This window comes from Thioclava sp. F36-7 (genome assembly GCF_002020075.1).
Lineage (GTDB): Bacteria > Pseudomonadota > Alphaproteobacteria > Rhodobacterales > Rhodobacteraceae > Thioclava > Thioclava sediminum.
Window position 1 is genome coordinate 96,329 of the sequence record NZ_MPZR01000005.1, and the last position, 13,011, is coordinate 109,339.

Sequence of the window (13,011 nt, forward strand, 5' to 3'; positions counted from 1 at the left end):
AACAAAACATGAACATTGTAGGCAAGAGAAACCCGGCCTGCAAGGGATCGCAGGCCGGGCAAACAGAATGTCGAAAGCGGCGGGGCGTTACCGCAGGAACTCGAGCAGCGCGATGTTGAACTCTTCCGAATGGGTCACGTTGCAGCCATGCGGCGCGCCTTTGATCGTGAAGAACTGGCTGTCGGGGATCGCGTGGTAGGTTCGCGCACCGGAGCCTTCGAGCGGCACGATCGCGTCGCTGTCGCCGTGGATCACCAGAACGGGTACGCGCACCGCCTCCAGATCCTCGCGGAAATCGGTGGTGCCGAATGCCTCCATGCAGCCAAGTGCTGCGCTCTGGTCGGACTGGTTGCACAGGGTCACCGCCTGTTCGCATTCCTCGGCAGAGGCTTTGAGATTTCCGTCGACGCTGTAGAAATTCTCGACGAATTGCGGGAAGAACGCCTCGCGCCCGTCGCGCAGGCCCTGTTCCATCTCGCCCGCGGCTTCCTTGGTCAGCGGACCGTCGGGATTGTTCTCGCTCTGCATCAGGCAGGGCGTCACGGCGGAGGCGAAGACGGCGGCGCGCAGCCGGTCCTCGCCATGGTTGCGGATGTAGCGCGCGACCTCGCCGCCACCCATCGAGAAGCCCACCAGCGTAACGTCGCGCAAATCCATCGCGGTGAGGATCGCATCGAGATCGGCGGCAAGCGTGTCGTAATCGAAGCCTTCGGTGGGTTTTTCCGCGAGACCGAAGCCGCGACGGTCATAGGTGATGACGCGGTGACCGGCAGCGATCAGGGCGGGGACTTGTTTTTCCCACGCCTTGCCCGAGAGCGGCCAGCCGTGGATCAGGACCACGGGCCGACCCGAGCCGCCATGGTCGATTGCGTTGAGTTGGCCGGGGCCGAGCGGGGCTGCTGTCATGGGGGTCCTCCTGCGTCTTCAGCGTTTGAAGATCTCACCTGTTCACTGAAGTAACGCGGGCGACGCGGGCAAAGGTCCGAAATCTCATATATTTTTTGCATGTTTTCACGCCTCGGCGGGAGCGCGCCGAATTCCGTCGATCGCGGTGCCGTGCAACCCCCTCACATGCTTTGATCATTGCAATTAGGACCCGTTCGCCTTATGTATTCTCTCGCTACGTTTGATTCCCAGATGCACTGTCTCCTTACGGCTTCAGTTTGCTTTCAAGAACTGACTACGCCGAGCTGACGCATTTCGCAGGCAGCATAATTTAATAGGAGACTCACGATGGCCGAAGGCACCGTGAAATGGTTCAATAGCACCAAGGGTTATGGCTTCATCGCACCGAACGATGGCGGCAAAGACATCTTCCTTCACATCTCCGCCGTTGAGCGCGCTGGCATCCAGCGTCTCGATGACGGTCAGAAAGTGACCTACGATCTGGAAACCGGCCGTGACGGCCGCCAGTCGGCAGGTAACATCGCGCTCGCGTAAGCTGAGCCCGTGTGACGGTTTGAGACGGCCCGTGCAATCGCGCGGGCCGTTTTCATTTGGGCCTTACCACACGTCCGGGTCGATGCCCTTCGCGCTGAGTTCCGAGAACTTGTCCTGCAAGAAGCGCTGGAACGGTTGATCCGCGTAAGCGCCGCTCGCCACGTATTCGAGTCCCGACAGATGGTGGAAGGGCTTGAAATAGCCCGGCATTCTGAAGGCTTCCGCCTCGCGCACGGATTGTGCCCCTGCATTCGCGGCCGGGATCAGCACCTGCGTCGGCGTGAAGTTCACCGCCCATTTCTGCGCCAGCGCACGCTCCTCCAGCGCCTCGCCGTCGAAATCGGTGACCTCGCGCGCGCCCCAGAGATCGAGCTGCACGACCATGTAGCTCTTCTCGATCAGCTCGGTGATCTCGGGCTTGGCGAAATTCACCAGATGCATCTCGCGGCAATAGGGGCAGCCGCGCTGTTCGAAGAGTACCAGAAGCCCCTTGCCCTGATCGGCGGCCTCCTGAAGATCCTCTCCCAGATCGAGAAAGCCTTCGTGGAAGAAGGGCTGCTGATAGAGCCCTCCATCGCCCATCACCGCCTCGGCCTGCACGGGCCGCGCGCCTCCCAACGCGCCTCCCACTGTCATCGCCCCGACTGTCAGGGCCAACATCTCGCGTCTGTTCATCGCGTCGTCCTCCCTTCGTGAGAGGTCGAGTATAGCACAGGCCGGGCGAATGGCGGGAATTACGCGCTGAGGGCTGCGCCCGACCTCGGGTGGGCGTTCGCGAGATGTGGGCGAGGGAACTTTATTTCTCCATCGCCCCGACGGCCTAGTCTCAGTGGTGCAGTGCAGTCGCGCCCTCCCGGGGGGAGGTCGGGCGCGGCCCGGGGCTGGTCGCCCCGGGCGAGCGAGGGGCTGACCCGCAACGAAAAAGGCCCCGCACTCGGCGGGGCCATAGATTTCTTCGAATGCGTTCAGACAGTCGGAATGGCCGGAGCCATCGTGCCGCCTAGCTGCATGCGCATCTTTTCGCGCGACTGCGTGATGATCGAGGGGATTAGGAACGCATCGACAAGAACCCACACGCCGAGCGCGAGCAGGAGAAATATGCCGACATAGACGACGAGCGTTAGCCAGCCGAGAATGCACAGAATAAGTTGAACGACCCCAGTCCCGGTCTTGCCAAGGTAGAAACGATGCGCGCCGAGCATTCCTAGGAAAAACCAGAGAAGATACGCAACGACGGGGGATTTCGCGTCATTCGCAATGCGTTGTTCAATAAGAATTTGTTGTTCAGTTGTCAGAGCCATGATGTCCTCAAAAATTGCCTCTAGAGGTTGAATCTCAAGGTTTCGTGAAGACTTCAGGGTGAAAGCAAGGCGAGAAAAAGAACTTAGTTTATTTTGGTCTGGGAGAAGTAGTCGCGCGGGTTCATTGCGCCTTGCAATGCTTGCCGAACGCACGGTTCTCCAAAACTTGTTCAACAAATGAAAAAGGCCCCGCGCTCGCGGGGCCTTTTCCAATCTCGTAACCGTCAGCCTCAGGCTTTGGCGAGGTTGCGCAGCACGTAGTGCAGCACGCCGCCGTTCTTGAGGTATTCGATCTCCACCGCGGTATCGATCCGGCTCTTGAGCTTGATCTCCTTGGTGGTGCCGTCCTTGTAGGTGATGGTGCAGGGCACGATCGACTGCGGCTTGATTTCGCCTTCAAGACCTTCGATCGAGACCTCTTCCTCACCGGTCAGGTTCAGATCCTTGCGGGTCTGGCCTTCGGTGAACTCGAAGGGGATCACGCCGAAGCCCACGAGGTTGGAGCGGTGGATACGCTCGAAGCTCTCCGCGATCACGGCCTTGACGCCGAGCAGGTTGGTGCCCTTCGCCGCCCAGTCGCGCGAGGAGCCTGCGCCGTATTGCTCGCCACCGAAGATCACCAGCGGCTTGCCGGCTTTCTCATAGGCCATTGCCGCGTCGAAGATCGAGGTCTGCTCGCCATCGGGGCCCTTGGTGTAGCCGCCCTCGACGCCGTCCAGCATCTCGTTCTTGATGCGGATGTTGGCGAAGGTGCCGCGCATCATGACTTCGTGGTTACCACGGCGCGAACCGTAGCTGTTGAAGTCCTTCGGCGCGACCTGACGCTCGACCAGGTATTTCCCGGCCGGGGTGTCGGGCTTGAACGAACCCGCCGGCGAGATGTGGTCGGTGGTCACGAAATCGCCCAGCACGGCGAGGATACCCGCGTCCTTGATGTTCGAGATCGTACCAGCTTCCGGCGACATGCCTTTGAAGTAGGGCGGGTTCTGGATGTAGGTCGACTGCGGCGGCCAGTCATAGGTTTCGCCGCCTTCGACTTCCACGCCCTGCCACTTCTCGTCGCCTTTGAAGACATCGGCGTATTTCTCGATGAACTTCTCGCGGGTGACGACCTTCTCGACGAGATCGGCGATCTCTTTGTCCGAGGGCCAGATGTCTTTCAGGTAGACGTCCTTGCCGTCCGGCGTCTGCGCGATCGGGTCGCTCGACAGGTCGATGTTCATGTCGCCGGCCAGCGCGTAGGCCACCACGAGGGGCGGGGAGGCGAGGTAGTTGGCGCGCACGTCGGGCGAGATCCGGCCTTCGAAGTTCCGGTTGCCCGAGAGCACCGAGGTCGCGATCAGGTCGTTGTCGTTGATCGCCTTCGAGATTTCCGGCTGGAGCGGACCCGAGTTACCGATACAGGTGGTGCAGCCGTAACCCACGAGGTTGAAGCCCACCGCGTCGAGATCTTCCTGAAGGCCAGCGGCTTCCAGATATTCCGACACGACCTGCGAGCCAGGCGCCAGCGAGGTCTTCACCCAGGGCTTGCGGTTCAGGCCCAGTTCACGCGCTTTGCGCGCCACGAGACCCGCGCCGATCAGCACGTAGGGGTTCGAGGTGTTGGTGCAGGACGTGATCGAGGCGATCACCACCGAGCCGTCGCGCAGCTCGTAATCTTCACCTTCGACCTTGGCGGTCTTGCCGATGGTGACCGATTTGGTCGCGATCGGGCCTTCGTCGGCCATGTCCTTGGCGTCTTCCGAGATGTCGATGCCGCGATAGTCGGCCACGACGTTCTCGAAGGCGTCGGCGGCTTTGGTCAGAGCGACATAGTCCTGCGGGCGTTTGGGGCCCGAGATCGCCGGAACGATGGTGTTCATGTCCAGTTCGAGCGTCGAGGAGTAGACCGGCGCGTAATCCGCGTCGCGCCACATGCCGTTTTCCTTGGCATAGGCTTCGACCAGCGCGATGCGGTCCTTGTCGCGGCCCGTCTGCTCGAGATAGCGCAGGGTTTCGTCATCGACCGGGAAGAAGCCACAGGTCGCGCCGTATTCGGGCGCCATGTTGGCGATGGTCGCGCGCTGAGCCAGCGGCAGGTTGTCGAGGCCGTCGCCGTAGAATTCGACGAACTTGCCGACCACGCCATGGGCGCGGAGCATTTCGACGACTTTCAGCACGAGGTCGGTGCCGGTGGTGCCTTCGACCATGGCGCCGGTCAGCTTGAAGCCCACGACTTCCGGGATCAGCATCGAGATCGGCTGGCCGAGCATGCCGGCTTCAGCTTCGATACCGCCCACGCCCCAGCCGAGAACGGCGGCGCCGTTGACCATGGTGGTGTGGCTGTCGGTGCCCACGAGCGTGTCGGGGTAGGCGACTTCGGTGCCGTCCTGATCCTTGTCGGTCCAGACGGTCTGGGCGAGATATTCGAGGTTCACCTGGTGGCAGATGCCGGTGCCCGGCGGAACCACGCGGAAGTTCTCGAACGCGGTCTGGCCCCACTTGAGGAATTTGTAGCGCTCGATGTTGCGCTCGTATTCGCGGTCGACGTTCATCTGGAACGCGCGCGGGTTGCCGAATTCGTCGATCATCACCGAGTGGTCGATCACGAGGTCGACGGGCACGAGCGGGTTGATCTTCTGTGCGTCGCCGCCAAGACCCTTGATGCCGTCACGCATTGCCGCGAGGTCGACCACGGCCGGAACGCCGGTGAAGTCCTGCATCAGCACGCGGGCGGGGCGGTAAGCGATCTCGCGCGGGTTCTTGCCGCCTTGCTCGGCCCATTCGCCGAAGGCTTTGATGTCGTCGGTCGAGATCGTGAAGCCGTTATCCTCGAACCGCAGGAGGTTCTCCAGAACCACCTTCAGCGAAGCGGGCAGCTTCGAGAAATCACCCAGGCCAGCCTCGGTGGCGGCGGGGATCGAGTAATAAGCATAGGTTTTCGAACCGACGCTGAGTTCGCGGCGGGTCTTTGCGGTATCCTTACCGGTAACGATGGGCATGAGAATGGCCTCCCTTCAAGGGTCCTAAGGGTGTCGCTGGCGTGTGTTTGCCCCAAGCGCGCGATCCGTTCAAGAGGGTCGGGGCATTTTTAGTATACCATTGCACACAAAAACACGCGACTGGAGCGACCCAGCGTCATCTTGAACCGCGCATGGGCCGTATACGTTGGGCATATATCGTTTCGCGCGCCCGGACAGAAAGAAATCTCTCAAAACATTGATTAGGCATGGTCTGAGCAGAAACGCTAGGTATAAAGACGGCGAAGTGAGGAGTGTTTTTCGAGTGCGCGCAGGACGTTTGACCGCGATGGGAGCTGCTTTCGCCGCAGGGCTGGTAAGCTTTGCGGAATTTGCGTCTGCCCAAGGGGCAGCCGACGCGCCGCCCGGGATGCGTCTCAACGCCTCCGAGGCGCTTCTCGACCAGATGGCCTCCGAGAAATCCGACACGCCCGCGAAGCCGAACCCCGTGGCGCCCGATCCCGACACCGAAGGCGAGCACGACCCGGTCGTGGTCGAGCTTTATACCTCGCAGGGCTGCTCGTCCTGCCCGCCGGCGGATGCGCTCTTGAAGGAGCTCACGGATCGGGACGACGTGATCGCGCTGGCGCTGCATGTCGATTACTGGGATTATCTCGGCTGGAAGGATCCCTTTGGAAAGCCCGAGTTTTCCGCCCGGCAGAAATCCTATGCGATCGCCGCGGGCGAGCGCACGGTCTACACCCCGCAGATGATCATCGCCGGCCGCGAGGCTCTGATCGGGCCGCAGGAAGCGGCGCTCGATACCGCCATCGCACGCGAGAGCGACGCCCATCCCGAGGTCGATCTGAAGATCACGGGAGAGGGCGATCATTATGAGATCGCGCTGAGCCCGGTCGATAAGCTGGAGACGCCCGCGATGGTGCAGCTCGTGCGCTACAAGCCCTCCGCCACGGTCGACATCCTGCGCGGCGAGAATGCCGGGCGCACGGTTACCTACAAGAACATCGTCACCAGCCTGACCGGCATCGCCGAATGGGACGGGCGCAAGCCTGTGACGCTCTCGGTCGATCTCGACGGGGACGCGCCCGCCGTGGTGATCGTTCAGGAATCCCGTCCGAGCAAGAACGGCCCGCTGCCTGGGCCGATCCTCGCCGCGGGTCAGCTGGACTGACCGGGGCGGATCGAGCTGCGCCGAGGCCGTCAGGGCAGGGCGCAGCCGTCCCTTCGGTACCCTGATTTTTCCTTGCATCCAGACGCGCATCCCGTATAAGGCCGCATCTTCCGCGTTTGCTATGAACCGGCGGAGCCTCTCGTGTTGGGTTGCGGAAGTGTCAGACGCCCAACTTTGAAGCCGCCTCGAAATACAGGAGTTCGCATGCCGCTTTACGAGCATGTCCTCATCGCGCGTCAGGATCTCTCCAACGCGCAGGCCGAAGGCCTTGTCGAACATTTCTCCACGGTCCTGTCGGACAACGGCGGCAAAGTCGTCGATTCCGAATACTGGGGCGTGAAGACCATGGCCTACAAGATCAACAAGAACCGCAAGGGCCACTACGCCTACCTGCGCACCGACGCCCCGTCGGCTGCCGTGCAGGAAATGGAGCGTCTGGCCCGTCTGCATGACGACGTGATGCGCGTCCTGACCATCAAGGTCGACGAGCACGAAGAGGGCCCCTCGGTCCAGATGCAGAAACGTGACGAACGCGACAACCGTCGCGAGCGCCGTTGATCGGTAGACAGGAGTAGACACCATGGCAAAACCGTTTTTCCGCCGTCGTAAGGTCTGCCCGTTCTCGGGTGAGAACGCGCCGAAGATCGACTACAAGGACACCCGTCTTCTGCAGCGCTACATCTCTGAGCGCGGCAAGATCGTCCCCGCCCGCATCACCGCCGTTTCGGCGAAGAAGCAGCGTGAACTGGCCCGCGCGATCAAGCGCGCCCGTTTCCTCGCCCTGCTCCCCTACGCCGTGAAATAAGGAGACCGACCGATGGAAGTGATCCTTCTCGAACGCGTGGCCAAGCTCGGCCAGATGGGTGACGTCGTCACCGTCAAGGACGGCTTCGGCCGTAACTACCTGCTGCCGCAAGGCAAGGCACTGCGCGCCAACGAATCCAACATCAAGAGCTTCGAAGAGCGCAAGGCGCAGCTCGAGGCCCGCAACCTCGAAACCAAGAAAGAAGCCGAAGCTCTGGCGTCGAAGATCGACGGCGAGACCTTCGTCGTGATCCGTTCGGCTTCGGACGGCGGCAACCTTTACGGTTCGGTCACCACCCGCGACGCGGCGAACATCGCCTCCGAGCAGGGTTTCTCGGTTGACCGCAAGCAGGTCATCATCCGCCAGCCGATCAAGGTTCTCGGCCTGCATGACGTCGAAGTGCACCTGCACCCCGAAGTCGTCGCCGAGATCCAGCTCAACGTCGCACGTTCGCCCGAAGAGGCCGAACTGCAAGCGTCGGGCAAGTCGATCCAGGACGTGGCGGCCGAAGAAGAGGCTGCAGCCGAATTCGAGATCGCCGAACTGTTCGACGATATCGGCGGCGCGACCTCCGACGACGACGAGGGCGGCCCCGTTGCCACCCCCGAGTCGGCCGAAGACGAAAACAACGCCTGATCGGTCGCTTCGACCTTTCAGTCCGAAAGACAGAGAACCGCGCCTTCCGGGGCGCGGTTTTTTCATGCTTGCCTGTCAGGGTAGTTCTGCTGAAATATGTCTAATGACATAGTCGGGCCGCGACGTGCGGCGCAGACCCCGGAACCGCGTGCCGCAATCCGGCGTTGGCCCCTAAATGGCCCTCAGGGCTTTGAAAACAGGGGACATGCATGACGAAACGATCGGGGCAGGGCCCACGCGATGACGCATCGAGCCGACGCGACCGGCTCGTGCAGGCGGGGCTTCTGGGCTTCGGCGCCTATCTCATGTGGCGGCGCTATCAGGACGATCGGCAGGCCGCGATCCACGGGCCCACGGAAGGCCGCAGCGCCCGTCATGTCCCCGCGACCCGCACCGACCGCTATGACCGGCCCGCCGATCGCGCGCTGGGACGTCAGGCGGAAAGCCCCTTCGAGATCCCCCGCGCAGGTTGGAAGGCCATCGCCAAGCGCGCTTACGGTCAGATCGACGAGGACCGCGTGCTGGCCGTCGCCGCGGGCGTGACCTTCTACGCGCTGCTCGCCCTGTTCCCGGCCCTGACCGCCACCGTCTCGATCTACGGCATCTTTGCGGACCGCCAGACCATGTTGCAGGATCTCGATGCGCTCAAGAACGTCATCCCGCCCGAGGCGCTGACGCTGATCCGAAACCAGTTGGAGCAGTTGATCGGGTCGAGTTCCAACGCGCTCGGGTTGGCCTCGATCTTCGGCATCCTTCTGGCGCTCTGGTCGGCCAATGGGGGCGCGAAGGCGATGATCGGTGCGCTCAACGTGGCCTATGGCGAGAAGGAGCGGCGCAGCTTCGTGCAGCTCAACGCCTTCGGGCTGGGCATGACGATCACCGGGATTGTCATGGTCTGCGCGCTGATCCTCGTGGCGGCCGTGCTGCCCGTGATGCTCGATTACATCCCGATGGGCGGGGCGCTGGATGCGGTGCTGCGCTGGGGGCGCTGGCCCGTGATGGCGCTGGTGCTGGTGGGGATGCTGATGCTGCTCTATCGCTACGCGCCCGCACGCAACGCGCCGCGCTGGATCTGGGTGGTGCCGGGGGCGATCGCGGCGTCGATCCTGCTGCTGATCGTCTCGGCGGGGTTCTCGTTCTACACGTCGAACTTCGCCAATTACTCGAGCACTTACGGCTCGATCGGCGCGGTGGTCGTGCTGATGATGTGGATCTGGCTCTCGACGACGGCGGTGCTTCTGGGCGCTGAGATCAATTCCGAGGCCGAGCACCAAACTGCGCAGGACAGCACCATCGGAGACCCGCGTCCCTTGGGCGCGCGCAACGCCGTGGTGGCCGATGCGGTGGCGCCTGCGCCCTCGCGCAAGCGCTGAGTGCGGCAGGGCGCGCGAAACGGGCCTCAAAATCGCCGTTTTTACAGGGAATCCTGTCCGGGCAAGCAACCCTGACGAGGCCCTGCCATGCGGCTGTTTTCGATCCTGCACTTCGCGCTGACCCACACGATCCTCGTGACGGGCGGGCTTTTGTACCTGCATGATCCCGAAGGCGCGCGCGACCGGCTCGCATCGGCGGGCGAGGTGCTGCGCACGGCGATCTACGACCGGATCGAACCGGGCAATCCGGCGGCGGATCGCACGGCGTCCCTGCAGGTGGATCGTGCCGCCCAGAAGCTGCGCGAGGTGGCGACCGCGACCGATCTTCCCTCGCTGATCCCGAACGCGAAATTTCTGAAAGTACCGTCCGCGGAGTGAGCCGGGGTAGGCTCGAGTCGCGCCACATCCCATCCGCGAACGCAAAAGGCCGCCCCGAGAGGCGGCCTTCGCAATTCTCAGGCTAAGCGCCCGGAGATCACAGCTCGTCGAGCTTCTCGATCTCTTTCTGCAGCTCTTCCTTGGTGACTTCCTTGTCGTCCACCTTGGCTTCGCCAGCGATGTAGTCGACGACCTTGTCTTCGAAGAGCGGCGCGCGCAGCTGCTGCTGCATCTGCGGGTTCTGCTGCACGAATTCGAAGAAGGCGCGCTCCTGACCCGGGTACTGACGTGCCTGGTTCATGATCGCTTGGGTCATCTCGGCGTCGGAGACTTCGATCTCCTGCTTGCGGCCGATTTCGGCGAGCAGCAGGCCAAGACGCACGCGACGCTCGGCGAGCGAGTTGTGCTCGTCGGTGGTTTCGATCTCGCCGTGGTCATGGCCGTGATCGTCCGGGTTCTCTTCGTGATAGAGCTGGTGCGCGATCTGCTTGGCCTCGGCTTCCACGAGCGAGGGGGGCAGGTCGAACTTCACCTGATCGTCGAGCTGGTCGAGCAGGCCACGCTTCATCACCTGACGCGCAGCGCCCTGATACTCGGCTTCCAGACGCTCTGCGACCTGGGCTTTCAGCGCGGCGAGGTCTTCGGCACCAAACTGCTTGGCCATCTCGTCGTCGATCTCGGCAGCCTTCGGCGCCTTCACTTCGTGGACCTTGCACTTGAACAGCGCTTCCTTGCCCGCGAGATGCTCCGCACCGTATTCGGTCGGGAAGGTCACGGTTACTTCGACGTCGTCACCGGCTTTCGCGCCGACGAGCTGCTCTTCGAAGCCCGGGATGAACGAGCCCGAACCGACTTCCAGCGGGTAGCCTTCGCCCTTGCCGCCTTCGAACGCTTCACCGTCGACGAAGCCTTCGAAGTCGATCACGACCTGATCGCCGTTCTCGGCCTTGCCTTCTTTGGTTTCGAAGTTCTTGGCGGTCGCGGCGAGGCTTTCCAGCGCTTCGTTCACTTCGCCCTCGTTGGCCTTCACTACCAGACGCTCGAGCTTGACGCCCGACAGATCGACATCCGGGATTTCCGGCAGCGCTTCGTACTCGACGGTCACGACCACGTCGTCACCCTCTTTCCAGTCTTCGCCGTCCTTCATCTCGATCTTCGGCTGCATCGCGGGGCGGTCGCCGGTTTTCTCGAAATGCTCGCTCATCGCGCCGTCGACCGATTCCTGCATCGCTTCGCCGAGGATGCGCGGGCCGAATTGCTTGCGCAGCATCGCCATCGGAACCTTACCCTTGCGGAAGCCCTTCATCTCGATCTCGGGCTGCGCTTCGGAAAGCTTCGCGGTGACCTTCTCGTCGAGTTCCTTGGCGGTGATGGTGATCTCGTAGCCGCGCTTGAGGCCGTCGTTCTGGGTCTCGGTGACCTGCATGGTTTGTCCTTTGTCTCTGGGCGCCGCGCGGATCGCGGCCGGTTCTCGAATTTCAGGCGTCCTTCTATTGAGCCTCAGCCATGGTGGCAAGGCGAAAAGGGGCTGCGGGGCGGCCTCCGGGCGGTGAAATGCGCGCGCGGGCGGGCGCGTGCGAGGAGATGCCGGGAACACAGGATCGAGAGCGGGCAGGGCGGGCGCTGACAAAGCGGTGCAAGGTGCGGCGCGCTGCTGCGGCAGATCGGGAGGAAGATGCAGCCGGGACGCACCACCCCACAATGGTCGCCCCGGCCGCGAATCCGGGATTGCGCCGAACGGGCGCGTTGTCGTGATCTCTCTCCGCTTCGGCGGATCCGCCCCCTTGTTTGCGGAGCCCAAGCGAAGACGTCACGATCTCCCTGAAGGTCCACTCTAAGTCGGAAGTGTTTGAAACTCAGCGGTCATTTTCGGACAGATCGCGTCTTTGCGGCCCGTGTTGCGCCCGGAAAACCGCTCTCTCGTCCTCACGCGACGGCGCGCCAGCCGCGCTCGACGCATTCGAACTTCACCGCCTGTCTGCGGAAGTGGTCGCGCACGAACCCGGGCGAGAGCCAGAGCCGGCCCCGCCTGCGCGGCAATTCCCACCCAAGGTGGCCCGCCTCTTCGGCCTTCTGGATCATCCGCTTGATCTTCGAGACCGAGATCAGGAATTGCTCTGCCAGAGCGGCGATGCTGACGGGTTCGAGATAGATGCGCCCGTCGGTCTCGCGCAGGTCGATGAGCATGCGGATCAGCGCATGGAGCAGGATGCCGCCAGTGTCGGAGCCGAGGAAATGCGCCATCGAGGGCGGAGGCGCGCACCATTCGGGATCGGCGCGGATGATCTCGACCATGTGCCGCTGCATCGCGAAGGGAAGATCGGGATCGTTGCGCGCCGCTGCCAGCCGCGCGCCGCCGTCGAGCATGTCGAGGCAATGCAGATGCCCCTCGCACCAGCGCCGCATCCCCTGTTCGGCCATGAGCGTGGTGGTGACGGGCCGCAGGCGCCGGTCGCCCCGCGTCTCGTTCGGCGGGGCGAGCAGGCCATGCACCTCCATCTCGCCCAGATACTGGCTCAAAGTCTTGCGGTTGATTTCAACATGGGGCGTCAGCGCCGCGATAAGCCGGCCCGGCGTCAGTTCCGGAGCGTCCGGCTCCGTCTTCGCCCGCATCGCCAGCGCGAAACTGGTCTGGCTGACGAGCCAGCGCCTATGCGAGGCCATGTGCCGCGCGATCCGCGGCGTCTGCGCCTGCACGTCGAGCAGCATCGTCGCCACCACTTTCTGCGCGGCGAAGAAATGCGGATTACTCGCAATCGCGTCGCGGCTGAGCGCGTGGCTGGAATTGGGGGAGCGCGAGCCGGACTCCGGCGCGTCTTCGACAGGCCGCCGGGGCGGCATTTGCGGGCCTTCGACCATCACGCCTCCCACGCTTTCGGTCACCAAAGCGGGGGCGTAGCAGGCCCGCGCAGCCATCCGAAATTAGCACGCTCGCGTGATAAGGCGA

At 63.0% G+C, this 13,011-nt stretch carries 13 protein-coding genes; 7 read left to right on the forward strand and 6 right to left on the reverse strand.

Going from position 1 to position 13,011, the window contains the following annotated elements; genetic code table 11:
• Positions 1–87 precede the first annotated feature (87 nt).
• Positions 88–906 (reverse strand): alpha/beta hydrolase, encoded by an 819-nt coding sequence (locus BMI89_RS10640; protein WP_078570906.1) that lies wholly within the window; start codon positions 904–906, stop codon positions 88–90.
• Positions 907–1,233: 327 nt separating this feature from the next.
• On the opposite strand from BMI89_RS10640, the gene BMI89_RS10645 reads away from it, so the two are divergent.
• Entirely contained in the window at positions 1,234–1,440 is a 207-nt protein-coding gene (locus BMI89_RS10645; RefSeq protein ID WP_078520927.1) for a cold-shock protein, read from the forward strand.
• 63 nt (positions 1,441–1,503) lie between these two features.
• Here BMI89_RS10645 and BMI89_RS10650 read toward each other — a convergent pair whose 3' ends face one another.
• The 3 genes from BMI89_RS10650 to acnA form a co-directional block, all read right to left on the reverse strand.
• Entirely contained in the window at positions 1,504–2,115 is a 612-nt protein-coding gene (locus tag BMI89_RS10650; protein ID WP_078570907.1) for a thioredoxin family protein, read from the reverse strand.
• 290 nt (positions 2,116–2,405) lie between these two features.
• On the reverse strand, positions 2,406–2,741 hold the full coding sequence (locus tag BMI89_RS10655) for a TM2 domain-containing protein (protein WP_078570908.1): 336 nt from the start codon (positions 2,739–2,741) through the stop codon (positions 2,406–2,408).
• A gap of 230 nt (positions 2,742–2,971) precedes the next feature.
• Complete coding sequence (gene acnA, locus BMI89_RS10660) at positions 2,972–5,722, reverse strand: aconitate hydratase AcnA (RefSeq protein ID WP_078570909.1); 2,751 nt, start codon at positions 5,720–5,722, stop codon at positions 2,972–2,974.
• A 307-nt stretch (positions 5,723–6,029) separates the two neighbouring features.
• On the opposite strand from acnA, the gene BMI89_RS10665 reads away from it, so the two are divergent.
• From BMI89_RS10665 to BMI89_RS10690, 6 genes are all read left to right on the forward strand, one after another.
• Positions 6,030–6,872 carry a DUF1223 domain-containing protein gene (locus tag BMI89_RS10665; RefSeq protein ID WP_246832014.1) on the forward strand — a complete coding sequence of 281 codons (843 nt, stop codon included), beginning with the start codon at positions 6,030–6,032 and terminating at the stop codon, positions 6,870–6,872.
• A gap of 204 nt (positions 6,873–7,076) precedes the next feature.
• A complete protein-coding gene (gene rpsF / locus BMI89_RS10670) occupies positions 7,077–7,430 on the forward strand; it encodes a 30S ribosomal protein S6 (RefSeq protein WP_078520924.1) in 354 nt (117 codons plus the stop codon).
• A gap of 22 nt (positions 7,431–7,452) precedes the next feature.
• On the forward strand, positions 7,453–7,677 hold the full coding sequence (gene rpsR, locus BMI89_RS10675) for a 30S ribosomal protein S18 (protein ID WP_038073027.1): 225 nt from the start codon (positions 7,453–7,455) through the stop codon (positions 7,675–7,677).
• A 12-nt stretch (positions 7,678–7,689) separates the two neighbouring features.
• The gene (gene rplI / locus BMI89_RS10680; protein ID WP_078520923.1) at positions 7,690–8,313 is read left to right on the forward strand and encodes a 50S ribosomal protein L9; all 624 of its coding nucleotides are present in this window, start codon (positions 7,690–7,692) and stop codon (positions 8,311–8,313) included.
• A gap of 209 nt (positions 8,314–8,522) precedes the next feature.
• Positions 8,523–9,686 (forward strand): YihY/virulence factor BrkB family protein, encoded by a 1,164-nt coding sequence (locus tag BMI89_RS10685; RefSeq protein ID WP_078570910.1) that lies wholly within the window; start codon positions 8,523–8,525, stop codon positions 9,684–9,686.
• Between the two features lie 87 nt (positions 9,687–9,773).
• On the forward strand, positions 9,774–10,064 hold the full coding sequence (locus BMI89_RS10690; protein WP_078570911.1) for a hypothetical protein: 291 nt from the start codon (positions 9,774–9,776) through the stop codon (positions 10,062–10,064).
• Positions 10,065–10,161: 97 nt separating this feature from the next.
• Here the strand turns inward: BMI89_RS10690 and tig are convergent, their stop codons facing one another.
• Complete coding sequence (gene tig / locus BMI89_RS10695; RefSeq protein ID WP_078570912.1) at positions 10,162–11,490, reverse strand: trigger factor; 1,329 nt, start codon at positions 11,488–11,490, stop codon at positions 10,162–10,164.
• Between the two features lie 500 nt (positions 11,491–11,990).
• Positions 11,991–12,923, reverse strand: a complete 933-nt coding sequence (locus BMI89_RS10700; RefSeq protein WP_078570913.1) for a hypothetical protein — start codon at positions 12,921–12,923, stop codon at positions 11,991–11,993.
• Positions 12,924–13,011 lie beyond the last annotated feature (88 nt).